The sequence below is a fragment of the Cryobacterium sp. Hz7 genome, assembly GCF_004402815.1.
Classification (GTDB): Bacteria; Actinomycetota; Actinomycetes; order Actinomycetales; family Microbacteriaceae; genus Cryobacterium; species Cryobacterium sandaracinum.
The window spans coordinates 54,963-79,711 of the sequence record NZ_SOFB01000021.1; the positions used below are offsets into that span (position 1 = coordinate 54,963).

Below are 24,749 nucleotides of genomic sequence, written 5' to 3' on the forward strand. Positions count from 1 at the left end.
AACAGTGCCGCTGCATCCGCCTTCGCCCGGAAAGGGTCCTGCAATCAGCCAATTAGGCGGAGGGACGTCGCCAGCATCTCGCAGAGATGCTGGCGCTGAGAGCGACGAAGACTGCGGCTGCCGCAGCTGTGGTGAGGAAGGTCGAACTCACGTTCCAGCTTTCGACGAGGAAGCCGCTGAGCGCGCTCCCGGCCGCGGCACCGACGTTGTGTGCGGTGTTCACCCACGTTGTTGACTCGGTCTGGCGGGTCGCCCCACCAAAATCATTGGCCGCAAAATACGCCACGATCATGACCGGGGAAAGGAAGAGCCCAGCCGCCGCGATAACCAGTCCCAGGGAGATCGTCGACGTCGCGAGGCCAGCACCGGCGGAGGCCATGATCAACAACGTCGCCAGGATCACGAGTTGGCGCTGCGAGGACACCGTGATCTGAAGAGCGCCATAGGCAAGGCCTCCCACGGCACTGCCGGCCGCGAACAGGGCGAGGACAACCCCCACCGCTGCGGCATTACCGAGGGTGGCAATCATGGCCGGGACCGCAACATAGACGGTGCCGACCACAAGGCCGGCTGCCAGCACGGGCAGGAGCAGCGCGATGAACCGCGGCTCCGTGAGCAGGGGCGCAGTGCCGGCTGCGTTCGTGCTTAACGCGTCGACCGGGGTCGCGGCCATCGCGGGAGAAGACATCATCAGTGCTGTCCCGACCAGGATCAGTGCGGCGGGGATGAGTAGGGCGGTACTTGGCTGGATGATGACCAAGAGCAGGCCGGACAAGGCCGGGCCGGCGAGGTAGAGCAACTCCTCGAGGACTGCGTCCAGACTCAAAGCCTTTTTCAGGAGGACTGTAGTCGGGGTCAACGACGCCCAGGCGACGCGCATCGTCGGGCCCAAGGGTGGAGCGAACGCGCCGAGAATGCCGGCCACGGTCACGCATAACCAGACTGGTGCACCCGACCTCGTGAGCAGTGCGAGAGCGATCAGGCTCAACCCGAAGACGCTGCTGAGCAGGAGGAGGACTCGGCGGCGACCGAGTCGATCGATGAGGCGGGCTCTGGCTGGTGCGAGGAAACCGGCACCAGCCCCGTAGGCACCGACCGCGATACCGGCAGCGGAAAAGGACTGGGTCGCTTCTTCTATAGCGAAGAGGAGAGGCAGACCGACCAGAGGATAAGCGAAGCGCCCGGTCAGGGCGCTCGAGAAAACAAAAGGGACGTGTTTGAGTCTGAGAACATCCGCGTAGGTCGCGGACACAGTCGTTGCGTGCATGGTTGAGCTCCGTGAGAAATGGCGCGGCTTTTGCGCGCAGTGAATGAGGACCTGCTAGCTGAAGAAGTCAGCCCGGTCTTCAATCACAGATAGGGAGCATGTCGCAACGATAGCGGACGGGTGGCCGACGTCCGTCACTTTCCGGAGACCGCTCGCGACCAGCGGGCAGCAGCGCATCAGTCGCCCTGATGCTGATCAAGAGCGCTTTTGAGGGATCAAGCCGCGACACATCCGCTCGGTCGGTCGGAGCGTAAGGTGATCCGCATGATGTCTACGTTGCCAATCCTTGTCTCTACGGCACGGGTAACCGGCTCGACGTACAGGACGCGTGTAGGCCGGAAATCCAGCACCCGCAAGAGCTCTGGGACATCGATATTCTTGCTCGTGAGCCCACCCCGAACGACGTTATCGCTGGCGGCCATAATCTCAACGCCCAGGCCTGCAACGTAGGCGAGGATGTTTCCAGCGGGCAGGAAGAGTGCCTCATTTTTTCGAAGGGTCACGAAATTGAGTAGGGCCGCGATCGCGATCCCTTGGTCCCCGGGATAGTACTTGTCGAGGTTTAGCAAGAGCTGGGCCTCGGCTGCCCAGACTTGGCTATCGTTCGATCGTGAGGCGACGACGAGCGCCCTAACTAGAGCAGCGGGCTGACGTGTCAGGACATCCCTGACCGTCACTTCGATCCCGACGTTTTCGAGCTGGTCCCGGAACCCCTCAATGAGGATTGACGGCCTCGCGTCTGCGAGGGCTGCAAGGTGTTGTAGGAGCTTCAAAGACTGGTCAATAGCGCGGAATCCGCAGAGTGCTTGAAACCCATCGGCTAAGGCCACGATGAGCTCGGGCTTGTGCCATTCATCTTTGTAGTTGCGATCTGGGGCTTCTCTCGGTACCCCTCGTCGATTCTCTTCGGCGTAGCCCTCTCGGGCGCGTTCGAGGGAAGGGTGTGCCTGCAGGGAGAGCGGCTTTACGGCGGCGAGAATTTTGAACAGGAACGGCAGCCGGGTCCCTTCGCCCAGTGCTGCCTCCGGCTGTGTTGCGCTCCACTCGTTCAGCGTGGCCGGCTGGCCGGCATGAGAATCAAGGATGTAGGTGGTGCTGTCTGGGTGGGCCCCATCCAGAGCTCCGCCTGCGATGACCCGTCGGGCGCGATGCCGAGAAGCCTCGGAAGAGCCGTGGTGGACCCCCAAGCGTAGGTCTTCGGCGTAGCGTTAATTCGGTTGAACATGGTGACTCCAAGGGACGGTAGTTGTATCAGGAGAACTCGAGAGGATGGCGAAGGGAAGCGGACGCTCATCTGCGATGCGTTGGATTACGGAGCGCTCGACTGGGCGATTTGGTCATGTGCGATTCAGCGGCCAGTCGGCGAATATTGTCACGCGGGGCGTCTGCCAGCCGGGTGGGGCTGTCAAGAATTAGTGTGCTTCGGCGGTTGGGTTCGTATTCTGGCCAGTGGTCGAGAGCACCTGTCGCTGCAAAGGCGACCCAATATTGGCTAATGACGTCGCGCAGGGAGTATGGGGCGTTGAGCCCCGCTTCAGCGCGGGCCTGTCGCGAGTCATCGACGTGGCGGAAAAGAAAGGGCAATTCGAGGGAATGCCCGGCCCCTCTAGCCCACGTTGCGTCCTGTTGTTCCCAAACGAAGAGATATGACCTCGTCGAGCCAGTCGCCTGCGTACGCGCGTCAAGAAGGCGCTGGCTAGGTTGGCGGTATGTGGAGTCCGTAAGGCAGGCTTCGAGGAGTTCAGCGTGTGTTGCGCCGCGGCCGGTGTCGCGTTGAAAAGCCTCCCTGTAAGCCTCGAATCGGCTGAGGGATCTTTCCCCGAGTGGTTCCTTGGACAGCAGTGTGCTGAGGGAGCCATCTAGGGCTGCTTGTGACACGTGCGTGCCGCCTTCACGCAGATCTACGTGCCCGCTGGCCTCGTTCAGGTTCGTTCCCACGATCAGGTCCATGGCCGACGACGCTCCCCTAGCGACAGCGGCCACAGGGTCGCTCAGCAGCAGACGCCCATCGATCGATGGGCGAAAGACCGGAACAGGTTGGGGGCGCCCGGCGGAGTGCTTTGCAAGCAGGTGTTGTTGCGCGCGGATAATAGTGGACCACGGCAGGTCGATAAGGCCGGCGGGATCGCCGCCGAGGTGGAGCAGCTCGAGCAGTTCGCCGGTCACGGCCTCTCCGTAGGCACGTGAGCCCACCCGTTCGGGATCTCCGCTCTGGACGATAGCGCGGCGCATCAGCCCTTCCGCGCGTGGTGATGCGAGAAGGGTGGCGACCATGGTTGCCCCCGCGGACTGGCCGGCGACGGTGACGTTAAGGGGATCACCGCCGAATTGGGCGATGCTGTCGCGCACCCATTCGAGCGCGGAGATGATGTCGACCAGCGCGAGGTTGCCGGATTGGCTGTAGTCCGGACCGAGCAGGTGGTCGAGGGTGAGGTATCCCAGGGCGCCGAGGCGATAGTTGATTGAGACGACGACGATTCCGCCAGACGCAGCAAGGCGTACACCGTCGCGAAGTGGGTCGGCGTTGGACCCGGAGATGTGCAGGCCACCGTGTATCCAGACGAACACAGGCAGTTTGTGCGCCGACGGATCAGGCGTCCAGACGTTCAGGTTGAGGCAGTCGCGCTCATTGATGAGTAGCCCGCCAGGGTCGTCGACGTGCTGGGGCGAAGCTGGTCCGGCTTGTACGGCGTCTCGAGTGCCTTTCCACGGTTCGACGAGACGCCCGGGTCGGAACCGTTGGGTTGCCACGCGGTACGGGATACCGCGAAACGCAGCCGCTACACCGTCGGACGTGGTGACGACGCGGCCGCGGAGAATACCGTCTGGTGTGTGGACTAGCGAAGCTGTGGAGTCAGCCACGGTCGATGGCTGATTGATGGAGGACTGGTCCGTGTCCGGGAGACAGCGTGCTTTGCAAGACCAATGAAGACGCACCGATGGCGGCCGCGTCGCGCGGATTTGCGGAGAGTTCGACGCTGATGGGATGTGCGCGGCGGGCGAATCTCTGCGACTCGAGCCGGGCCCTGATGGCGCGCGTGTAAATAGACCCGGCAATGGCAACGCCAGGGCCAGTTAAGATTAAGGCGTCGAGATCGAATAGATTCGCCAGAGTCACGGCGCCCTCGGCCAGGTACTCCGCGGATTGTTGTAGGAGCTTGCTGGCTGCCGCGTGTCCGTTGATGGCGGCGAGTCCTATGACGTCGAACTCGCGGGCATTCCGTTCGATTTCGAAGGTGAGGTCCAGGTCGTCGAATGCGTTCTTATTCTTCGCCGCTTCCTTGACCACGGCCGATGGGGCGGCGTAGCGTTCCAGGCAGCCAATGTTGCCACAGAAGCACTCGCGACCGCCGGGAACGACCGTTACGTGACCGATCTCAACCGCGTTGGAGCTTGCACCCCGGTACAACGCCCCGTCGAGCACGACCCCGGCACCAATTCCCGAACCGATGTATATGCTGCCGAAAGTCTCGTGCCGCGAGACGCCGCGGCTCCAAAACTCGCCTATCCCCGCCGCGGCAGCGTCGTTCTCGACGAGTAACGGGACACCGATCCCGGAGCCGATTTCCTCGCGCAGCGGGAAGTCTCGCCAATGTTGGAGCGTCGGAGGGCCAAGCACTCGTCCTGCTTTCTGGTCGATCGGCCCTGGAGCGACGACAGCAACACCGGCGATCGCGGTTCGATCCAGCCCGCTCCCGCGCACGAAGTTTTCGTACCCGCGAACGATGCGGCGAGTGACCTCCTCTGGCGGGGCCAGTGCCGCACCGTCGATCTGTTGGCGTGCGATGACGCCACCCGCGGTGTCGGTGGCCACGAGGGTAATCGCCTCGAAAGCAAGTTGAATGCCGACCGCGATGCGAGCACGGGCGTTGATCTCGAGCATCTGGCGCGGCTTACCGCCGGTTGCGGTGGATCCAGTCAAGCGGACTATTCCGTCGGTCAGTAATTTGCGCACGATCAGAGAGATCGCCGGTTGCGTCAACCCGGTCGCCGCAGTCAATTCGACACGACTAATCGGACCGGAAGAGCGAATGAGGTCGACGACTAGGGCGCGGCTGCCCGGCGCCGCCGGTGTGGCCTCAGGACGAGCCATCGTTTCCCCTCTCGATCTGCTCGCTAGCGTACGGTAAAGCAGCAGGCGCACCGGCCCGCTCCCGGGCGACCGGTGTCCCACCATTCTGCCGACTGCAGCAGCGTGGGTGCCTGAGGCACCTACGCTGGAGCTGTCTAACTGAAAGCAGGATCCCGTGAGCGACATCCCCTTGCTGCGCCCGATCGGCCTCGCCCTCGTTCGGGCGACGGAGATCATGAGCGCAGAGCCGTATTTCCATGAGTTCATTGCGGGCGTGGAGCGGGCCGTGCGGCCTGCAGGGTATTCGGTTCTCTTGAATGTGCTTGCAGATACGGAAGCGGAGGCGGAGGCGTACCGCCGATGGAGCGCCGACGGCGAAGTAAGTGGCGTCATTCTTGTCGACCTCACTATTGACGACCCTCGCCCTCAACTGGTCCGCTCGCTCGGCTTGCCAGCAATTGTCGTTGGCCCGCCCACGGCAGCGCCGGGCATTCGAGCAGTGTGGACCAATGACGATGTGGCCATGCACGATGCAGTCGAATATCTCGCCGGACTCGGCCATACCCGGATTGCTCACGTCGGCGGCCCCGCCAATCTGCTGCATAGCCAAATCCGGCGCGACGTCTTCCTCAACGAATGCGCACGCCTCGGTATTGAGCCGGTCGAGCAGAACGGTGACTACTCCCGCGAATCCGGCGGACGCTGCATCAGCGCCCTGATCAGGCACAAGAAGCCACCGACTGCCGCCATCCTTGACAATGATCTGATGGCGCTCGGCGCGCTGGACTCGGCGCAACAGCTGGGGGTATCGGTTCCAGGTGCGCTTTCGCTGCTTGCCTGGGACGACTCCGCGCAATGTCAACTGAGCGAGCCCCCGCTGTCGGCCGTATCGCATGATGTCCAGGTCATCGGAATGCTCGCCGGTCAGGGACTGCTCGAAGAGATTGTCTCGGCCTCGGGGCAATCCATCGCAAGTCCCCCAGTGGTAGTCGTCGCCCGCGAATCGACCGGCGCGCCGATAGTGATCGTCTCGAGCTAGTCGTCGAATCTCTCGCCGGAGGTTCCTCACTCGATGAGTATTACATAAATAATTTATATATGTTCTTGACAGCGCCTAACCAATCAGCGACCATGAGGGTACGCCACAGCACCGTGCACTTGCTCGGATCGCTCGGCAATAACCACATCCCGGTCGAAGGAGCCCTGGCAAAACATGAAATGTGCCCCCCACCAGTCCGCGCCACAGCGGCAGCAACCTCGCTCATCTATTGCGGGACTAGCTCTCGTTGCCATTGCCGCCGCATCCCTCGTCGTAGCCGCTCCCGCCGGCGCCACCGAGAAGGGGTCCGACTGGAAGAATGAAAACAAGGCCTTCGTGCAACGCGATGGCAGCTCTCTGACCCTTGATGGCGAGCAATTCCGCGCTAGCGGAACCAACATCTACTGGCTCGGTCTCGATGAAAACGTCGGCGGAGTCAACTACCCGACGTTCTTCCGGATCAAGGACGCATTGGATACCGCCGCTGAAATGGGCATCACCGTGGTGCGTTCCCACATGACCACGTCCACCAGTCAGGACAATGCAGATCCACTGGCGCTCATGCCAAAACTCGGTCAGTACAACGATGAGGCCTTCCAAACCATTGACTTTGCCGTCGCCTACGCCGGAACACTGGGCATCCGCCTGGTGCTACCTCTGACCGACGAGTGGGAGTACTACCACGGTGGCCACCGCGACTTCACGACCCCGCTCGGGCTTGACGCCGACCAGTTCTACACTGACCCATCAGCGATCGCCGCGTACCAGAATTACGTAGACCACATCCTGGCGCACACCAACTCGATCACCGGTACACGCTTCGTGAACGACCCGACGATCATGGCCTGGGAGCTCGGCAACGAACTCGAGGGAATGACCCTCGATTGGATCAATACCCAGGTCGCCCACATTAAGGATCAGGCGCCGCAACAGCTCGTCGCAGCGGGCCGCCGCTTCGACATTGACCCGGACACCCTCGCGGCCCCCGACCTGGACATCGTCGATGTGCACTACTATCCTCCAACGGCCGAACGTGTCTCCGCCGACGCCGCAGTTGTAGCTGCCGCCGACAAGGTATACATCGCGGGCGAGTACGCTTCCACAGCAGCGACCGGAGAACTAATGGACGCCGCGGCCACCGATCCAAACGTCTCGGGCATGTTCTTTTGGTCGCTCTTCGGCAACAACGACCGCGGCGGCCAGGTCCAACACGACGACGGATTCACCCTTCACTACCCGGGAGATTCGGAGCGCGCGAGGGAAAACGTCGCCGCCATCCAGCAGTACAGCACTGCGACAGGGCGTACGCCGGGCCGCCTAAACCTCGGCATTCCTCTCCTAACCGCAATCGATCAGAACTACGGCATCAACGCTGTCGCCTGGCGCGGGACAGCGGGTGCTGCCGGATACATCGTGCAACGTTCAACCGACGGGCAAAAGTGGGCCGACGTAACTGCCGGGCCGGTGTCCGCCTCAGCGTCACCCGTCACCGATTACGAATCTCCGGACGGCGCCGCCTACCGGGTGATCCCGGTCGACGCCAATGACCGCCGCCGGACTGCCTCCGACGCGGTCGCGGCACCCAATGAAGGATCTGTCCTCGTCGACCCGCTTGAAAACTGGTCACTTACTTCCACACATGAAGGGACCGCCATCCTCGCCACACCTGCCGGCGGCGTTGCCGCGGGCACAAAGGGCGGCACCGCCAACATCACCTGGCAGAGCGATGGCCTCCTCAGCGCGATGTTTAGGGTCACCGATTCTAAATCTGTCGTCGTGTCCACGAGCGTCGATGGAATCAACTGGACTGTCGTTCCTACCAAGATCGTCGTGCGAGCAGGGCACCGCTTCGTAATTGCGGACGGTCTCTCGGGGGACGCCCTCCGCCTGAGCTGGAAAGGCAACGGCAAGGTCGAACGCGCCACCATCACCAGCGCAGCAGAGACTATCGCATTGTTCGACCCCCTGGACGACTTCTCGAAAACTGTGCAACACAACGGGAGCCTCTCGTTCGACAGCAGCAACCCGACATCGTTCGGCGGCGATACCTCAAGGGTGAAACGCGACAGCACCGACCTGGCAAGCCTCTCTTGGGTGTTTGATGACATTAGCGGTGCCGACATCGACGCGTGGTATTGGCCCGACCAGGCCGTGGCTGCGCTCACGGTCGAGGGCTCCGCCGATGGGTCAACCTGGACAACTCTGCAAACGCAGACGCGCGCCGGTGTCGGGAACTGGAAGCCCTACACCTACAGTGTCGAGAACTTGACGGGTATCAACCATCTCCGAGTTTCCTGGCCCCAGTCCGCGGGCGAAATCTGGACCCCCCAGATTGGTGCGGTAACTCTCTACTCCCCCAACGCAGCACTACTGACTGCGCCCGGAGCGGTGGAGCTCGGAACTCCCGCAGCGGCCGCGTCATCGGTTACCGCCACACCAGCATTCTCTTGGGGATCCGCCGTCTCCGCCGCCTATTACCGTTTCGAGCTCTGGAAGACAAACGCCCCCGGTACGCCCGTTACGTCCGCAACCGGCTTAACCGCAACGGGATATCGGCCGGCTCTCGAGCTGGACCCGGAGACCACCTACTCATGGCAGGTGACCGCGGTGAATGGCGCCGGATCGACAGCGTCAGAACGGCGCGACTTCTCTACCGCAGCCCTGCCCACTAAACCCACAGTTGTCGACGACTTCGACGGCTACGCAGTTGATTCGGACCTGCAAGCCGCTTACGTCCGAAATGCTGGTGGCGGCGCAATCAACCCCTCGCTGACCGCGAACGACGCCAACGGCACCAAGGCTGCTCAGTTCGATTACGATCTGGGTACCGCGGGCTACGCCGGCACCGTAAAGACCTTTAGCGGCGCACAAAACTGGTGGGGATACTCCGGTCTAACCCTGAACATCGATGCCGACGTCAGCAACTCCATCTCAGTGCAGTTCGTCGCGAACGGCGCCTACTGGGAAGCGTCTGTGACGCCACTGACTAACGGACCACAGACAGTCAATATCCCTTTCACTGACTTCGCGCCACCGTCGTGGGCACCACAGGCCGATCTTGACCTCACCTCCGTCACCCAGTACGCGCTGTACATCAACGGGACTGGCACGGGAACCATGACTATCGACGACGTCACCACCGTCGTGGTCGCCCACTAACACCAACCTGCTACCCCTCTGTACACCAATCCGAACACCCCGGCGCCGATGACGGCGACGGCCAACCAAGGAGAATCATCGTGCAACACACGCCACACACCCGACGAAACGCACTGATGGGCGCTACGGCCATCGCTGTGACAGCCGCACTTGCCCTTACCGGATGCACCGGCAACTCCGCAGCCAACGACTCTGGAGAACCGGCCGGCGAGATCACCGTGCTCACCAACCGCACCGACCTCGTTGACACCACCTTCGCCGACTATGCCGCGACCTTCGAGAAGAAGTATCCGGGCACCACAGTGAAGTTCGAGGCACTCACCGATTACGAGGGCGACACGAAGATCCGCCTCAACTCCAAAGATTACGGCGACGTCCTACTCATCCCCAGCTCGAACGTCACCAAAGACAAGTTCGCGAACTACTTTGAGCCTCTCGGCTCGACTGAAGACCTGGCAAAGAAGTACCGATTCACCAACGAAGGCTCCTTCGACGGCACCGCCTACGGCATTTCCACCTTCGGCTCAGCAATGGGCTACGTCTTCAACCGCGACGTCTGGGCCGATGCTGGCATCACAAGTCCCCCAACGACGGAGGCCGAATACCTGGCGGCCCTGAAGAAAATCAAGGACAACAGCGTCACTCCTTACTACACCAACTACAAGGACGGTTGGCCACTGGCCACGATCGAGGGCAATCTCGGAACCGTCCAGGGCGCCGACGTGCGCAGCCAGATGATCGCTGACGATGCCCCCTGGACGGAAGGTAACGACCAGTACAACATCGACGGTCTGCTCTTTGACACGGTCGCGGCTGGCCTCAGCGAGGATGACCCCACCACTACCAACTGGGAGGAATCCAAAGACCTCCTCGCCACCGGCAAGATCGGTTCGATGGTTCTTGGTTCCTGGGCCGTCGCGCAGATGCAGGATGCGGCAGAAAAGGCTGGCGAATCGCGCGACCTCATTGGCTTCTGGCCGATGCCCTGGGCGCAGGACGGCACGTTCACCTCGGTGACCGCGTCCGACAAATTCCTCGCGATCAACAAGAACTCCGAGAACAAGGCCACTGCCCGTGCCTGGATCGACTGGTTCACAGACGAGTCCGGATTCGCCGCAAGCCAGGGCGCGATCAGTCCCGTCATCGACGCCGCGGCTCCCGATACCCTCTCCGACTTCACCGAAATCGGCGTGGAGTACCTCGAGCTCGCTCCGGACCCGGTCGGCAAGGAGGCCGTCATCACCGATATCGCCAACGAGGCCGAGATCGACCTCTTCGGCAACTCCTACCGTCAGGGGCTCATTGACGCCGCCCGCGGCGCGGGAGACGGCGACAAGAAGTCACTATTCGATGACCTGAACGAGCGTTGGGCTACCGCCCGCGCCGCCGTCGTCGAATAAACGACTCGACGGGCGGTCCGCCTAGCAGCGGGCCGCCCGTCTCCTCCCACCTTCAACCGCGTCCCCCGTAGATGCCGAAAGGATCGACATGTCGATCACCGACACTCCTCCCCTCGAGGTGGGAGCCAGCAAACGGATCCGGCCGGAACGCAAACAGCGGCTGGCCGGCCGACGGATCACGCCGTGGCTGTTCCTGGCAGTCCCGCTTGCGTTCCTCATCGTTCTCACCTACATCCCCGTCGCGAATATGTTCTGGTACAGCGTCACTGACTGGGACGGCCTTGATCCAGAAAAAAGCTTGGTCGGGCTCGACAACTACATCAAAATCTTCACTGAACCGGAGATCTTTCGCGTCTTTTTCGTCAGCCTCTTCTACCTTGCCGGCGCCATCGCCCAGCTCGGCTTAGCGCTGTTCTTCGCGGCCCTGCTGAGCTTTCAAACACGGTTCCGAAACTTCTTCAAGGGCGTTATCTTCTTCCCGTACCTGATCAACGGTGTCGCGATCGGGCTGATGTTTCTCTACTTCTTCCGTCCGGACGGGACGCTTGACGCCGTCCTCGGCGCTTTAGGCGTACAGAACACCCCGCAGTGGCTCGGCGATCCGTCGGTTGTCAACACGTCGCTGGCTGCAACCTCAGTGTGGCGATACATGGGGTTGAACTTCGTACTTTTCCTCGGCGCCATCCAATCCGTTCCTGCGGAACAGTACGAAGCGGCTGACCTGGACGGGGCGAACTCGTGGGACAAGTTCCGATACATCATCGTGCCGAGCATCCGGCGCATCCTGGGCCTGTCGTTCATTCTCGCCATCGCGGGTGCCCTCTCGGCGTTTGAAATGCCCTACATCATGACCGGAGGCGCAAACGGCTCTGAGACGTTCGTAATCCAAACCGTCGACACAGCATTCCGCTATTCCAAGGTAGGTCTCGCCTCGGCGATGGCTGTTGTCCTCCTCGCCATCGTCCTCATCATTACCGCAGTGCAACGACGCGTCTTCCCCGACGAGAAAGCGGGCCAGGAATGACCAGCACCCAGCCCAGCCCCGTGGACGCCACGGGACTGCCCGTGACGGACCACGCAATCGCAGCGTCTGGGAGCCCGGGTACGAAGAGCCCCCGGCGGCGACGCCGTGCCGGTGAAATTTTCGGCCCGCTCGGCAAGTACGCGTCCCTAGTCATCGCCTGCCTGTTCGCCCTCATCCCGATCGTGACGATATTCATGCTCGCCTTCAAGACCTCGGCGGAGTATCGGAGTACGGGTCCCCTCGTTCCCCCGAGCAACTGGTTCAACTTCGACAACTTCGTCATCGCCTTCACCCAGGGCGACATGATCACCGGATTCGTGAACACGGCAATCATCCTCGTGATCTCGATCACCGGTACCGTACTCATCGGCACCATGGCTGCGTACGCTATCGACCGGTTCCGATTCCACGGCCGGTCCCTGGTCACCGCACTGTTTCTGCTCGCAACCCTCGTCCCCGCCGTTACCACCCAGGTGGCGACCTTCCAGGTCATCAACGCCCTCGATCTTTTCAACACCCGATGGTCGGCCATCCTTCTGTTCACCGGCACTGATATCGTCGCGATCTACATTTTCCTGCAGTTCATGCAGTCGATCCCGATCTCCCTCGACGAGGCAGCCATGCTCGACGGTGCCAGTCGATTCACGGTGTACTGGAAAATCATCCTGCCGCTGCTAAGACCCGCCATTGCGACGGTCGTGATTATCAAGGGCATTGCCGTCTACAACGAGTTCTACATCCCCTTCCTCTACATGCCCTCACGGGATCTCGGCGTGATTTCCACCTCCCTCTTCCGATTCATGGGCCCATTCGGGGCGCAATGGGAAGTCATCGCCGCCGGAACCATCCTCGTCATCGTCCCCACCCTCATCGCCTTTCTCTTCCTCCAGCGTTTCATCTACAACGGACTCACCTCAGGAGCAACAAAGTGACCGACACCATCACCGATCCGACTCTCACAAGCGCGGCCGTGCGCCCCCTGCACGACGGCTGGAGCGTCCGCGCGCAGCGCGGCCCCATCCCTTCCTCGGTAGCCAGAAAGTCATTCCCCGCAACTGTCCCAGGACTGGTACACACCGATCTGCTTGCCGCGAACCTGATCCCCGACCCCTACCTCGATCAGAACGAGAAGAAGGTGACCTGGATCGGCGAAAGCGACTGGGAATACACCACATCATTCGAGTGGACTGCCGACGGGCACGACCGCCACGAGTTGGTCTTCGAGGGACTGGACACTATCGCCACGGTAACCCTCAACGGTCATCAGATCGCTACCACCCGCAACCAGCACCGCACCTACCGCCTCGCGATTGATGAGCTTCTCATCGATGGACCGAACGAGCTTTCCGTGTTCTTCGCCTCCCCCGTTGCTGAAGCCGACCGGGCCAGCCTCGAAATCGGCTACCGACCGCACACCTACACCCACCCCTTTAACGCCATCCGCAAGGCCGCCTGTAACTTCGGCTGGGACTGGGGATTGGATGCGGCATCCGTCGGCATCTGGAAGCCCGTATCTCTGCACGCCTGGAGCACCGCACGGTTGGCGACGGTGCGCCCCGTGGTGGTCGTCGACGAGTCGACCGGGCGAGTCAGCGTGAACGTGGCCATCGACCGCACCTCCGACGAACCAGTCGTCCTCACGGCAAGCATCGCCGGGGAGAGGTCCTCAGCCACCATCCCCGCTGGCAGCACGACAGCAACAGTCGAGATTGCCGTCGCCAACGTTGATCTGTGGTGGCCACGCGGATTCGGAGACCAGCCCCTGTATGACCTCGCCGTGGACGCGAGCGTAAAAGGCGCCTCCGTCGACACCTGGACCACCCGGATCGGCTTCCGCACCATCGAAGTGCAACTTGAGCCAGACGCTGAAGGTACATCCTTCCGATTTGTCGTGAACGGCGAACCGGTATGGATCCGAGGCGCGAACTGGATACCGGACGACGCCTTCATCACCCGCGTCGACCGCGCCCGCCTGGCACGGCGAATGGACCAGGCGGAATTCGCCAACATGAACCTGCTGCGCATCTGGGGTGGCGGCTACTTCGAGTCCGACGACTTCTACGAACTTTGCGACGAGCGCGGCATCCTGGTCTGGCAGGACTTCCTGTTTGCCTGCGCCTCTTACGCCGAGGAGGAGCCGCTGTGGAGCGAGGTCGAAGCTGAAGTCCGCGACAACGTGACTCGGATCATGCCGCACGCGAGCCTGGCTCTCTGGAACGGCAACAACGAGAACATCTGGGGCTACGAGGAATGGGGATGGGCCAAGCGCCTGCAGGGACGCACCTGGGGGCTAGGGTACTACCTCGACCTCCTCCCCCGCCTCGTCTCCGAACTCGACCCCGGCCGCGCGTACACGCCCGGAAGCCCCTGGTCGGGTGACCCGGAAATTTTTGCCAACGACTACGATCACGGATCAGTGCACCTGTGGGAGCTGTGGAACAGAGTTGACTACCCGGCCTACCGCGACATCCACTCCCGATTCGTCGCTGAGTTCGGCTGGCAAGGCCCGGCGTCCTGGTCGAGTATCCAACGGTCAATTTCTGACAACCCCCTCACCCCGGAGTCGCCCGGCATGATCCATCACCAAAAGGCGACGGACGGCAACGACAAGCTCACCGACGGCCTCGTCGCGCACCTACCCCTTCCGGACAACACCGAGGACTGGCACTGGGCCATGTCCCTCAACCAGGCGCTCGCAGTCACCCTCGCAATCGAGCACATGCGATCAGAGAGTCCTCGGTGCATGGGCTCTATCGTGTGGCAGCTCAACGACTGCTGGCCGGTCACGTCCTGGGCCGCCATCGACGGTTACGGTGTCGCCAAACCGCTGCTCTACGCGCTCAAGCACGTCTACCAGGACCGCCTTCTGACCGTCCAGCCACGCGCAGACTCTCTCGCAACCGTCGCCGTCAACGACAGCGCCGAGAACTGGGATGGTGAATACGTGATCCGTCGCCTACGGTTCGACGGGACCGTCCTCGCCGAGAACCGGCAGGATGTGCACGTCGACGCACGTTCCGCAGCGACGATCGCGATCGATGAAGAGACCAGCACACCTGAAGACGCTAACGGTGAGCTGTTGGTCGTCGACTTCGGTGACACGCGTGCATTCTGGTTCTTCGCCGAGTATCGCGATTCCGCCCTCGAAGCCGCCCGCCTGTCGACCACAGTCAAGACGGTCAACGGCGGTGTGGACGTCACGGTGACAGCGGACAACCTCGTCCGCGACATCACCCTGCTGATCGACAAGGTCGACCCCCAGGCAGTCGTCAACGATCAGCTCGTCACCCTGCTCCCAGGCGAGTCCGCCACCTTCCATGTCACTAGTGACCGCCCAATCGATACTCACCAACTGGTGTCAGACCGGGTACTCCGCACCGCCAACCAGCTCGTGGCCGACTGGGCATAGTTCACCGCCACACACGAGGCCTGCCGGATGCTCCCCATCCGGCAGGCCTCGTGTGCCCGATTCGCTACCACCTAAGGAACATCAAATGCCCAACTCACTCGCGCTTGCAATCGATATCGGCGGGACAAAGATCGAGACTGCTCTCGTCGACGATGACGGACACATCGTCGCCCAGAGTAGGCACCGCGTCCCGACTGGCCGGGATATGGATTCACACGGCCTCGGCCTTGCACTAGAGGGCTGCGTGATGGCCTCCACTGCGAAGTCGGGCGGCACGGTGATCGTCGGTGTCGGGATCGGATCCGCAGGCCCCGTCGATCTCGCCGCAGGAATGATCCTTCCCAAAAACCTGCCTCTTCTCCACGGCTTCCCAGTCCGCTCGTTCGTCGAAGACCTCGTCCCCGACCGTCCTGTCGAGTTGCGCCTCGACGGCACGTGCCTCGCCCTCGCCGAACACTGGATTGGTGCGACCCGCGGGACCTCATCGTCCATGAGCATTGTTGTGTCGACCGGTGTCGGCGGCGGCATCATGTTGGACGGCCGGATAGTCTTCGGCCGCTCCGGCAACGCTGGCCACATCGGGCAGATTCACCTTGACCGCTCGGACGACGGGACCTCGGACGGCGGAACACTCGAAGGGATCGCCTCCGGACTCAGAAGCGTTGACTGGGCTAGGAGGCACGGGTGGTCAGGGCAGACCGGTGAGGACCTTGGACGTTCAGCAGGCGTCGGCGACGCCATTGCTATCGCCGCGGTTCAGCGTTCGGCAGCAGCCGTGGGACGCGCTATTGCGAACGTCGCCACACTCCTTGACCTTGAGGCAGTGGCAATTGGCGGAGGGTTCTCCCATGTGTCCCCCTTCTACCTGGACATAGTCCGCGGATCGGCGCGCGACCATGCGGTGTTCGACTACTCCCGCGACGTCGCGATCCTCTCGTCAGGCTTAGGCAGCGACGGCCCCCTGATCGGCGCTGCGGCCCTCATCCACCGACCACATTTGATCGGTCACCCTGGCGAGGTCACGCTAGCCTCAACCCTCTGACTCTCCGCCATCCATCCCTGGGTAGATTCTGACATCCCACGACCGGTCACCAACAACATGCGGAGCACCATGGCACCCTTATGTGAGATCCGACCCGACCAGCTCCTTCGCTCGGCCCTGCGTCCGGCGGCCGGACGGATAATGGTCGCAGCGTTAGCCTTTGTTGTGAAAGAAAGCCCTCTGTGGCTCCTTCCTCTTGTAACGGCGGAAGTCGTCGACGCCCTAGTTGACCAGAAGGCACCAGACGCGCTGATCCTGCCGGCCGCCGTCGGGGCGGCCACTATCATTGCGAACATCGCCGCCAACAACATCTACGTCCGACTGTATTCGTCCGCGGTGCGTTCGATGGGCTCTCGGCTCCGGGAAGCGCTGGCGGTGCGCCTTCAACTCATGTCTTTCGAATACCACGCCCGCGGCAGCGCGTCGATCGTGCAAACGAAGGTAGTACGCGACGTTGAAAACTTGGAGCTGATGCTTCAACAGGCATCCGGCCCACTTCTGAATGCCATAACCATCCTCATCGGCGCGGGTGTCGTAACCGCAGTTCGAGTGCCTCAATTTCTGGGGGTGTTCGCACTAACCATCCCCCTTGCAGCCGCTCTCATCATCTGGTTGCGACGCCGAACAGCCGAGAGCAACGCTTCGTTCCGACGCGACGTCGAGACCATGTCCTCGACCGTGGGAGAGATGTCCTCCCTGTTGGAAATCACTCGAGCCCACGGTCTGGAAGGCGTGTCCGTAGGGCGAGTCGTAGATGCCGCACGCCGTGTCGAGGCTGCGGGAGTCGCCCTGGATCGGCTCAACGGCCGTTTCGGCGCATTGTCATGGAGTAGCTACCAGCTCATCACCCTGGGGAGCCTATTCGGAGCAGCCATCGTCGCCATGACCGGTCTCCTTCCGATCACCGTAGGCGAAGTTGTCCTCCTCAGCTCCTACTTCGCTCTACTCACCGGATCCATCTCCGGCGCGTTCCAAACCGCGCCTATTATCACCCGAGGGCTAGAATCCCGGCGATCCATAGCTGAGGTCCTGACCGAACCGGACATCGAGGACAACGAGGGAAAGATGGTTGTCCACGCTACTTCCGGTCGGATCGACTTCGAATCGGTCACCTTCCGCTATGGCGAACACAATGTCCTCACCAATGTGAGCCTTCAGATCAGGCCGGGGGAGACGGTAGCGTTCGTCGGTCCTTCCGGGTCGGGAAAATCCACCCTCACACGCATCGCACTCGGGTTTCTGCGGCCAACCGACGGCCGCGTACTTCTCGATGGGCTCGACATCAGCACGCTCGACATGCGCACCGCCCGCCGTTTCATCTCCGTTGTCCCTCAGGAGCCCGTCCTGTTCAGAGGCACCATCAGAGACAACGTTCTCTACGGACTGCCCGAGACGAGCGACACACGCCTCGAGGATGCGCTTCTCGCCGCCAACGGACAATTCGTCCTCGACTTACCAGAGGGATGGCACACGCCCGTTGGAGAGCGCGGCGCACAGCTTTCCGGCGGTCAGCGCCAGCGGTTAGCAATTGCGCGCGCGCTGATCCGTAATCCGCGACTACTGATCCTAGACGAGGCGACCGCCTCACTCGACCCAAAAACGGAAGCCGAAGTCCGTGATGCCCTCGAACGCCTTCGTCACGGGCGGACCACCCTTATCGTCGCGCACCGGCTCAGCACCATCCGTGACGCGGACCGCATCGTAGTTCTCGACGCCGGCCGCATCGTCGAAGTGGGTACCCACCAACAGCTCCTTTCCGCGGGTGGAGCTTACGCAGAGATGTCGGCCGCGGCCTAACTAATTTTCCTCGAACCGGATTGCACAAACAGGGAGGCCCCAGCCTGGTGCACCCCCCGCTCGCGGCTACCACCGGCCAAAGCCTGAGACGTCAACCGGTGGGCCTGTCAGGGCAGAGTCACTTCACCCTGGTTCAGAACACGCGGATGAAAGTAGGAAATCTATATCGCCGCATTCGCGTTGTTCCCGCATAGCTGCTCAGACCAGATCATGAAGTAAGACCAGCGTGTCTGGCTCTGAAGCAGGGCACCATCCGGAACCTTCCCCATTTCCGCAATCGCCGCGTAGAGGCCGGCCGCGGCGAGCACAGCGCCGTCGCCGTGGATGAAGTAGGGCTGCTTCCCGTCATCCATCTGCTGCCACTCGTAGTAGCCGGCCATGGGCACCAGGCACCGTTGGCTGGCAAACGCGCTGCGGAACATGCCGTTGCTGGCCACCGATTCCAGGCGCGCGTTAATGGGCGCCGGTCCGCCCGGCTTCGCCCAACTTGGTTTCAATCCCCACGACGCTAGGTCCACGTCTCGCTGCACTGTTTCTTCGTGGATCCATTCGCGCACGATGGGTGCCGAGTCCGTGGGGGCGACGCTGTACGAGGGCTCCCAATCCGCCGCGTTGGAGTTGAAAGCGTCGAAGAGGCTCAGCAATTCGTCTGACGTGTTGGGGACTACGTATCTGCCGCACATGCTGTTGAAGCTAGCTCTCCCCCAGCCTCGTCAGCAATGGGATCGTCCGTCACCTTGTGAGCAGCATCACTGCAGGGGACCTCAAGCGAGCCGAACGATACGGCACTCGGGGCAGCACCAGTACGGGCCTTCATCGGTGCCCTCGATCACCATACGGACCAAGCATCGTTCGCAATTCGGCACGCCAAGGTCGTAGTCCATGACGGACACACTACGCGGGTACTTGTGCTTGGCCTTCGGTGATTCCCCCGCAGAACGCGGTGCTCCCGAGAAAAGTCGCGATGACGAAACGTGAAAACGAGCGTTCATCGGCCGATCATTTCCGCTACAGCGTGAGAGGCCATTCGTAACCCTTGCTGGCTGCAAGTGTCCGGAGCCGGAGAAACTCGGATCGCTCACGCCAATCATCGGGAAGCGCAACTGGGGGCAAGGACATCGCAGTCAAGGCGGCGGGATCGCTTGTATCGAGCAGGCCGAGTTGACGGACAACCATTGCCTGATATGCGGTCATCAAGCTGCGTGAGTCGTCCTTCTGCTTCTCTGCGATGTTCGCTGCCTCACGGTACAGCTTCATTCCGGTGTGGATTTGATTGGACGCGAGGTATGCAAGCCCCAGAGTTGCGGTGAGGACGAACTGTCCCTCCGCGTGAGGGGTGAGCAGTTCGATAGCTTCATCTGCCTCACCCACCATCGCGAGCACGTAAGCGGCGTTGTTGATTTGGCTAGGGTCGTTCGGATACTTCAGAAGTGCCGCTCGCGCGAATTCTGCAGCCTCTTCCCAGCGCTCCTGACCAATGCCTAGCGCGACAATGGCGGCGATCGAAGCATTCTGATCTTCTGGCTCAAGGGTGTACCACTCGACCGCCTTCTCTGCAGCGAGTTCGTTGTCGCCTTCAAGCGATGCAATTTGATGCTCGACAAAAGCCAAGCGCGCATCAAGCATCGTGTCTCGGACTGTTTCAAGTGCCTTACGTATCGCTGCAGCGTGACGTCTCCGGTTGGCGACTTGGGCGAGGCTCACAACAACCACTGCGCTGGTGGGGAACTGCGCGTTGAGGTGGAGCAGTCGAGAAACCGCAAGCTCGCGGTCGAGCTTGCCGTTCCATGCGCGAATGCGGATGAGATTGCTCTGGACCTCCGCAAAAGCCAGGTGATCCTCTTCTGCCTTCGCGGCCTCGCTCGCATGCTCAAGCACCCTGATCCCGGCATCAGTATCACCGCGGGCGAGTGTTGCTCGTGCCTTAAGAATGTAAAGGCGGGCGGAAGGCACCACGCCGAAGCGGTCCAGCAACGCGATCTCCCGATCAAAACGGTCGAAATCCGCCTCTGCAATAAGCAGTTCGAGATAGTGAAGGCCTACGTCCTGGCGACCCGGTGCTGAGCGTGTTGCCTGCAGAGCAGCAAAGATGGCTTTTCTCTTAGCGCCTATTCTCCAGAAGGCGATAGACAAATTGAGCGCTGAGTCTGCGTCGTCCGGAGCCGATCTCAGTGCAAGCCGAAGCGACGAGATCGCGTCGTAGTTGTTGCCTTCTACGACTTGAAGGAACCCGCGAACAGCGTCGCGACCTTGAGCGTCAGAGCCGTCGATGAAACGGTGCGCCTCATCTAACCGTCCGACACTCGCGAGCATCGCCCCGACGCTAAGTCCTACCTGTCCTACAAACGGCAAAGATCTGGCGAAAAGAACTCCTTCATCGATTCGCCCTGCGCGAAGGAGAATCTCTATTGCAAGACGCGCGGAAACGGGGTCGATGACGAGCCCCTGCTCGCGAGCGGAAGTGAGCGACAATTCGATGGCCTCGGTGGCTGTCCTGACAGATTCTGCGGTTTCGCCAAGTGTCTCGTATGCGGCCGCCAAGGCAGCCAGAGTGGTCGATGAACGCACCAAAGCGGCATTGCGAGTGGCAGCGTCCAGCGTCTCCGCGAGGCTGTCGTTGATTCGGTCATCAAGACGCTGTCCAGCCTTTGCTGGGTGAGAACTCCGCGCCTTAGACCCCGACCGTCCGCGGTCGGAGCCGGGGAGGGTGGGTTCAGCGGTTTCGGAGTCAAAAGATTTGTCCGCTCGAATTACTTCGAGCTGGCCGAGGCTGCTCATGAGGCTGCCCTTTCGAGTTTTCGTGCGATTCGGCGTTCTTCTCGAGCGTCGATCTCTAGTCGTCTGATCATGATGTCTGCACGCCTTAATACCCATTCGAGCGGCTCAAGGTGTCGATCCCGGTTGTAAGGCGAGTGAACGAGTCTCTCTGTCGGAAGAGGATCACAAAGGCTGGCGAGCAGAACTCGAGCATCATTCTGGATTGATTTCGGCATTACATCCAGGACTTCAGCGATCACTCGGCGGTACTGCAGATTCAGGGTGGTTAGGTCGCCCGTCTGCCCACGCTGGAAGTCAAGCTTCGCTTGGCGCAGTACGGCGAAGACGTTTCCGAGCGCGAGACTCGTGAGAGGTTGTCCTGTTGCCAATTCGACGAGAAGAGAACCGAGGCCGTAGTAGTCAGCGGCCATGAAGTCGCTGGCACTATCTCCACCTTGGAGCCAAAGGAACTCGGGCGCAGCGAAACGCAGGTCGCCCCGGCCTCGAAGGTAATCGTCCGTCAGCATAGTTGGGGGGCTTCGCAAGTCCTTAGCGCGCCCCAAATCGCCCAGCCGGAGTCTGGTCGTGCCGCCGCTCACCATAAGTAGGCAGTTGCTGCTCTTGAGGTCACGGTGAGCGACGCCGGCCAGATGCATCTGGTGGACACCCTTAACCGCTCCGCGAAAAATCCGAATGCGCTCGGTCCAGTCGAGTTCGGATCGCGCAACTGGGTCGAGGATCAATTCGTCAACGGACCCGGATGCCACGGCGAGCACATGAAAGCGGATAGGCATGGGCACGGTCACACCGTGCGCGACCATATCGATGCTCTCCTGGCCGCCATCCACATAGGTGATTACGCCGTCACAGCCGTTGAGCTTCTGAAGCAGAATCGCCTCGTTTTCGAAGTCCACGATCGCGCCAGGATCCGAAGATGGAAGCAATACCTTTACTGCGAATCGGGCGCTCGTCGCCAAGTTCTGGGCCTCAAAAACAAGTCCGAAAAATCCAGCTCCCAAGCAAACCTCGAGTTCATAACCGCCCAATCGTTGCCCAGTGAGGATTGACTTCCAGGCTTCGCGTTCCGCTTCGTTAGCCACTAGCTGCCGAACTTCTCACGCAGATTTGCTAGTTCCTCTGGATGGGCCAACAAGATCGCGACAACGTCAGCTGGCACCCGTCCTGTTGCGAGGTTGATCACCTCAGCTGGAACGTGATAATAGTCGGACAATCGCTGCGTTGCTGCCTCACCTACAGGCCTTTCGCCCCGTTCCATTCGAGAAAGCTGGGACGGTGCCACGCCGAGCTCAGACGCTGCAGAGCGCAGGGTGTGTCCCTGTTTGCGCCTCAATTCCCTAAGCAGGGAAGCAGCGCTCTCGCCCTTTGCCATATGAACACGATACGACCTGTTGCCATGATTGGCAACAGTGAGCATTCCTTTGAAGACCCACGTGCCTTTGAAGGCCTACCAGGTCGCCTGAAGACCGACCAGCTTGCCTCGTCGGAACCCGTGCGGCCAATCCGCAAGGCCGAGTGCGCGCGACTGAGACTGCCGTCGAACCCCGCATCTATCCCGCAAATTCAGTGACATCCAGCGAAAGCGGTTAGCAGCGGAAAACGGCACTGACCGGGGAAGACCGAAGATGCTGGCACTCCGCAGTAACCCCTGAAAGAGCCGTACTCTTACTCGAAAGGTCACCGGATCGACGCCGGTCGGGGCCACTGAAGGTCATTCCCAGGCTTCTACTGGGGTGGCCTTCTTTTTTTTTTTGCCTCGCAGCCCGGTATCCGTAGGCCGCCCGGGGAAGACTCCGGCTCGCAGCGCGTTCACCTCCCGAACCAAGCCCCCCCCCCCCGAAGAGGTCCTAGTAGCTCGCGTCCGAACGGGGGTACATTCCGTGCTGTGACACGCTGAGAAAACGTCAGATTGTTCGCAGATGTCGTGCGAGGATTCCCGGCAGCGGCGCACGCGGCAACCACCGCGGCAGGACTTCTCCGACCTGTAACCCGAACTGCAGGGAATCACCGTGAATACGCTTCTTTATCGTCGATTCCTCCGCCCCCTCGCGGAGCACCCGACCCTTTTCCTGCCACCCGAGGGGCCGTGATGGGAGTCGCGGCGTCGGCCGAGATCGATCCAAGCGCCGTCATCGGCCCCGGTTGCACGATCCGCCCGCTCGTGCAGGTGCGCGAATACGCGCGGCTCGGCCCCGAGTGCGTTCTCGCCCGCGGCGCCTATATCGGACCCGGCGTCGTGGTTGGGCGGCACTGTACGATCCAGGACTACGCGGTCATCTACGAGCCTTCCCTATTGGAGGACGGGGTTTTCGTGGGCGCCGCGGCGGTCTTCACCAATGACACGCATCCTCGGGCCGTGAATCCCGACGGAACGCTCAGGGCCACCGACGACCGCGACCTCGTGGGGGTGACCGTGCGTACCGGCGCGTCGATCGGCGCCCACGCGGTCTGCATCGCCCCGCTCACGATCGGACGGTGGGCCATGGTGGCAGCCGGTGCGGTCGTCACCGAGAATGTCCCCGACTACGCCCTGGTGGTCGGCGTGCCGGCTCGGCGCACCGGCTGGGTCGGACGCAGCGGCCTGCCCCTGCGGGCCGAGGGAGACAACCGCTTTGTGTGTCCGGTCACCGGCGAAGATTACACCGAACACGACGGCATACTCACGCGCAACTGACCCGCCCGCTCTACAGCACCGCGTCGGCCGGCGCGAACGTGTCGCAGCTACCGGCGCCGTCGTCGAAGCCGGTCTGGAACCACCGCTGGCGCTGTTCGCTGGAGCCGTGGGTCCAGGCCTCCGGGTTGACCTGGCCCTGCATGGACTCCTGGATGCGGTCGTCGCCGATTGCGGATGCCGCACTGAGCGCATCTTGAATCTGTGCCGGGGTGATGGGCTTCAGGAAGGGCACTCCGCCGGTGTCGCGGGTGTCGGAGGCGGCCCCGGCCCAGGCGCCGGCGAAACAATCGGCCTGAAGTTCGACGCGCACCGCGTTGGAGCCGGCCCCGGTCTGTCCATCCTGGGAGGCCGCGAGGGTTCCATCGAGATTCTGGATGTGGTGGCCCCATTCGTGCGCCACGACGTACATTTCGGCGAGCGGGCCGCCCGACGAGCCAAAGCGGGTGCGCAGGTCGCCGAAGAACGCGGTGTCGATGTAGATGGTCGCATCCGGCGGGCAGTAGAATGGCCCGGTGGCGCTGGTGGCCCCGCCGCACCCGGTTCCGACGCTGTCGGTGAACAGCGCAACCGGCGGCCGCTGGTATTCGGCTCCGCGGGCGGGCAGCTCCTCAGCCCAGAATACGTCGAGAGACGCCGCCGCGCCCTTGATCCGGCACTCGACGTCTTCGTTCGCCTGGGCGCCGGTCGTGCACTCGGACAGATTCGACACGCTGCCGCTGTCGACGGGCTGCGTGCCGCCGCCGGCCAGGCTGCTCAGGTCGACACCCAGGAGCTGTGAGAGCAGAAAGAGGGCGATCGCACCCACGCCGCCGCCCACTGCGATTCCCGCGGTGCGGCCCCTTTTGCTGACCCGGCCGCCGCCGATGTTCGCGTTGTCGTTGAATGTCATGAGAAAAAGCTACCCGTCGAAGTGGTCCGCTGCCGCGATGATGGCGTCCGGGTTGTCGAGCTCGCTAATGGAACATTAGGTGCCCTGCGCACGATGTGCCCGCCCACCGAGATGAGTGAGCTCCGCCCGTCCCCCATTCGGGGTCCGAGCCGACTTGGGCGTTCGGGGGTATGGTCAGCTCGCAAGCAGTTGAAGATTCATC

Annotated in this window: 18 protein-coding genes; 9 read left to right on the top strand and 9 right to left on the bottom strand. The window is 62.0% G+C overall.

Annotated elements, in window-relative coordinates; all coding sequences use genetic code 11:
• Window positions 1-52: 52 nt before the first annotated feature.
• The 4 genes from E3N86_RS04825 to E3N86_RS04840 all read right to left on the bottom strand — a co-directional run bounded on the left by E3N86_RS04825 (window position 53) and on the right by E3N86_RS04840 (window position 5,360).
• Window positions 53-1,267 carry an MFS transporter gene (locus E3N86_RS04825; RefSeq protein WP_134511462.1) on the bottom strand — a complete coding sequence of 405 codons (1,215 nt, stop codon included), beginning with the start codon at window positions 1,265-1,267 and terminating at the stop codon, window positions 53-55.
• 215 nt (window positions 1,268-1,482) lie between these two features.
• Window positions 1,483-2,454, bottom strand: a complete 972-nt coding sequence (gene manA, locus E3N86_RS04830; protein WP_134511463.1) for a mannose-6-phosphate isomerase, class I — start codon at window positions 2,452-2,454, stop codon at window positions 1,483-1,485.
• A gap of 103 nt (window positions 2,455-2,557) precedes the next feature.
• On the bottom strand, window positions 2,558-4,129 hold the full coding sequence (locus E3N86_RS04835) for a carboxylesterase/lipase family protein (RefSeq protein WP_166785012.1): 1,572 nt from the start codon (window positions 4,127-4,129) through the stop codon (window positions 2,558-2,560).
• Window positions 4,122-5,360 (bottom strand): ROK family transcriptional regulator, encoded by a 1,239-nt coding sequence (locus E3N86_RS04840; RefSeq protein ID WP_134511465.1) that lies wholly within the window; start codon window positions 5,358-5,360, stop codon window positions 4,122-4,124. Before E3N86_RS04840 ends, E3N86_RS04835 begins: the two co-directional genes overlap by 8 nt.
• 154 nt (window positions 5,361-5,514) lie before the next feature.
• Here E3N86_RS04840 and E3N86_RS04845 point away from each other — a divergent pair, with 154 nt between their 5' ends.
• From E3N86_RS04845 to E3N86_RS04880, 8 genes are all read left to right on the top strand, one after another.
• Window positions 5,515-6,378: a LacI family DNA-binding transcriptional regulator gene (locus tag E3N86_RS04845; protein WP_198412878.1), complete on the top strand. Its 864-nt coding sequence runs from the start codon at window positions 5,515-5,517 to the stop codon at window positions 6,376-6,378.
• A gap of 174 nt (window positions 6,379-6,552) precedes the next feature.
• Window positions 6,553-9,537 carry a carbohydrate binding domain-containing protein gene (locus tag E3N86_RS04850; protein WP_134511466.1) on the top strand — a complete coding sequence of 995 codons (2,985 nt, stop codon included), beginning with the start codon at window positions 6,553-6,555 and terminating at the stop codon, window positions 9,535-9,537.
• 80 nt (window positions 9,538-9,617) lie between these two features.
• Window positions 9,618-10,937, top strand: coding sequence for an ABC transporter substrate-binding protein (locus tag E3N86_RS04855; protein ID WP_241985951.1), 1,320 nt, complete (start codon window positions 9,618-9,620; stop codon window positions 10,935-10,937).
• Between the two features lie 88 nt (window positions 10,938-11,025).
• On the top strand, window positions 11,026-11,961 hold the full coding sequence (locus E3N86_RS04860) for a carbohydrate ABC transporter permease (RefSeq protein ID WP_134511467.1): 936 nt from the start codon (window positions 11,026-11,028) through the stop codon (window positions 11,959-11,961).
• A complete protein-coding gene (locus tag E3N86_RS04865) occupies window positions 11,958-12,893 on the top strand; it encodes a carbohydrate ABC transporter permease (RefSeq protein WP_134511468.1) in 936 nt (311 codons plus the stop codon). Before E3N86_RS04860 ends, E3N86_RS04865 begins: the two co-directional genes overlap by 4 nt.
• On the top strand, window positions 12,890-15,370 hold the full coding sequence (locus E3N86_RS04870; protein ID WP_241985952.1) for a glycoside hydrolase family 2 protein: 2,481 nt from the start codon (window positions 12,890-12,892) through the stop codon (window positions 15,368-15,370). The genes E3N86_RS04865 and E3N86_RS04870 overlap by 4 nt, the downstream gene beginning before the upstream one ends.
• An 85-nt stretch (window positions 15,371-15,455) precedes the next feature.
• Window positions 15,456-16,412, top strand: a complete 957-nt coding sequence (locus E3N86_RS04875) for an ROK family protein (RefSeq protein ID WP_134511470.1) — start codon at window positions 15,456-15,458, stop codon at window positions 16,410-16,412.
• A gap of 141 nt (window positions 16,413-16,553) precedes the next feature.
• Complete coding sequence (locus E3N86_RS04880) at window positions 16,554-18,209, top strand: ABC transporter ATP-binding protein (RefSeq protein WP_198412879.1); 1,656 nt, start codon at window positions 16,554-16,556, stop codon at window positions 18,207-18,209.
• A gap of 161 nt (window positions 18,210-18,370) precedes the next feature.
• Here the strand turns inward: E3N86_RS04880 and E3N86_RS04885 are convergent, their stop codons facing one another.
• The 4 genes from E3N86_RS04885 to E3N86_RS17785 all read right to left on the bottom strand — a co-directional run bounded on the left by E3N86_RS04885 (window position 18,371) and on the right by E3N86_RS17785 (window position 22,401).
• Complete coding sequence (locus E3N86_RS04885) at window positions 18,371-18,892, bottom strand: SOS response-associated peptidase (RefSeq protein ID WP_134511471.1); 522 nt, start codon at window positions 18,890-18,892, stop codon at window positions 18,371-18,373.
• Between the two features lie 325 nt (window positions 18,893-19,217).
• Window positions 19,218-20,987 carry a hypothetical protein gene (locus E3N86_RS04890; RefSeq protein WP_134511472.1) on the bottom strand — a complete coding sequence of 590 codons (1,770 nt, stop codon included), beginning with the start codon at window positions 20,985-20,987 and terminating at the stop codon, window positions 19,218-19,220.
• A complete protein-coding gene (locus E3N86_RS04895; protein ID WP_134511473.1) occupies window positions 20,984-22,066 on the bottom strand; it encodes a protein kinase in 1,083 nt (360 codons plus the stop codon). Before E3N86_RS04895 ends, E3N86_RS04890 begins: the two co-directional genes overlap by 4 nt.
• Entirely contained in the window at window positions 22,066-22,401 is a 336-nt protein-coding gene (locus E3N86_RS17785; protein ID WP_134511474.1) for a helix-turn-helix transcriptional regulator, read from the bottom strand. Before E3N86_RS17785 ends, E3N86_RS04895 begins: the two co-directional genes overlap by 1 nt.
• Before the next feature lie 672 nt (window positions 22,402-23,073).
• Between E3N86_RS17785 and E3N86_RS04905 the strand changes: the two genes are divergently transcribed.
• Entirely contained in the window at window positions 23,074-23,658 is a 585-nt protein-coding gene (locus tag E3N86_RS04905; protein WP_104102715.1) for an acyltransferase, read from the top strand.
• 10 nt (window positions 23,659-23,668) lie between these two features.
• Here E3N86_RS04905 and E3N86_RS04910 read toward each other — a convergent pair whose 3' ends face one another.
• Entirely contained in the window at window positions 23,669-24,547 is an 879-nt protein-coding gene (locus E3N86_RS04910; RefSeq protein ID WP_134372747.1) for a neutral zinc metallopeptidase, read from the bottom strand.
• Between the last annotated feature and the right edge of the window lie 202 nt (window positions 24,548-24,749).

What these genes read in the sequence shown, in the direction of transcription:
- E3N86_RS17785 (WP_134511474.1), bottom strand. Translation starts at nt 22,401, where the DNA reads ATGCTCACTGTTGCCAATCATGGCAACAGGTCGTATCGTGTTCATATG.
- E3N86_RS04910 (WP_134372747.1), bottom strand. Translation starts at nt 24,547, where the DNA reads ATGACATTCAACGACAACGCGAACATCGGCGGCGGCCGGGTCAGCAAA.
- E3N86_RS04885 (WP_134511471.1), bottom strand. Translation starts at nt 18,892, where the DNA reads ATGTGCGGCAGATACGTAGTCCCCAACACGTCAGACGAATTGCTGAGC.
- E3N86_RS04825 (WP_134511462.1), bottom strand. Translation starts at nt 1,267, where the DNA reads ATGCACGCAACGACTGTGTCCGCGACCTACGCGGATGTTCTCAGACTC.
- E3N86_RS04860 (WP_134511467.1), top strand. Translation starts at nt 11,026, where the DNA reads ATGTCGATCACCGACACTCCTCCCCTCGAGGTGGGAGCCAGCAAACGG.
- E3N86_RS04890 (WP_134511472.1), bottom strand. Translation starts at nt 20,987, where the DNA reads ATGAGCAGCCTCGGCCAGCTCGAAGTAATTCGAGCGGACAAATCTTTT.
- E3N86_RS04850 (WP_134511466.1), top strand. Translation starts at nt 6,553, where the DNA reads ATGAAATGTGCCCCCCACCAGTCCGCGCCACAGCGGCAGCAACCTCGC.
- E3N86_RS04875 (WP_134511470.1), top strand. Translation starts at nt 15,456, where the DNA reads ATGCCCAACTCACTCGCGCTTGCAATCGATATCGGCGGGACAAAGATC.
- E3N86_RS04865 (WP_134511468.1), top strand. Translation starts at nt 11,958, where the DNA reads ATGACCAGCACCCAGCCCAGCCCCGTGGACGCCACGGGACTGCCCGTG.
- E3N86_RS04880 (WP_198412879.1), top strand. Translation starts at nt 16,554, where the DNA reads ATGGTCGCAGCGTTAGCCTTTGTTGTGAAAGAAAGCCCTCTGTGGCTC.
- E3N86_RS04905 (WP_104102715.1), top strand. Translation starts at nt 23,074, where the DNA reads ATGGGAGTCGCGGCGTCGGCCGAGATCGATCCAAGCGCCGTCATCGGC.
- E3N86_RS04840 (WP_134511465.1), bottom strand. Translation starts at nt 5,360, where the DNA reads ATGGCTCGTCCTGAGGCCACACCGGCGGCGCCGGGCAGCCGCGCCCTA.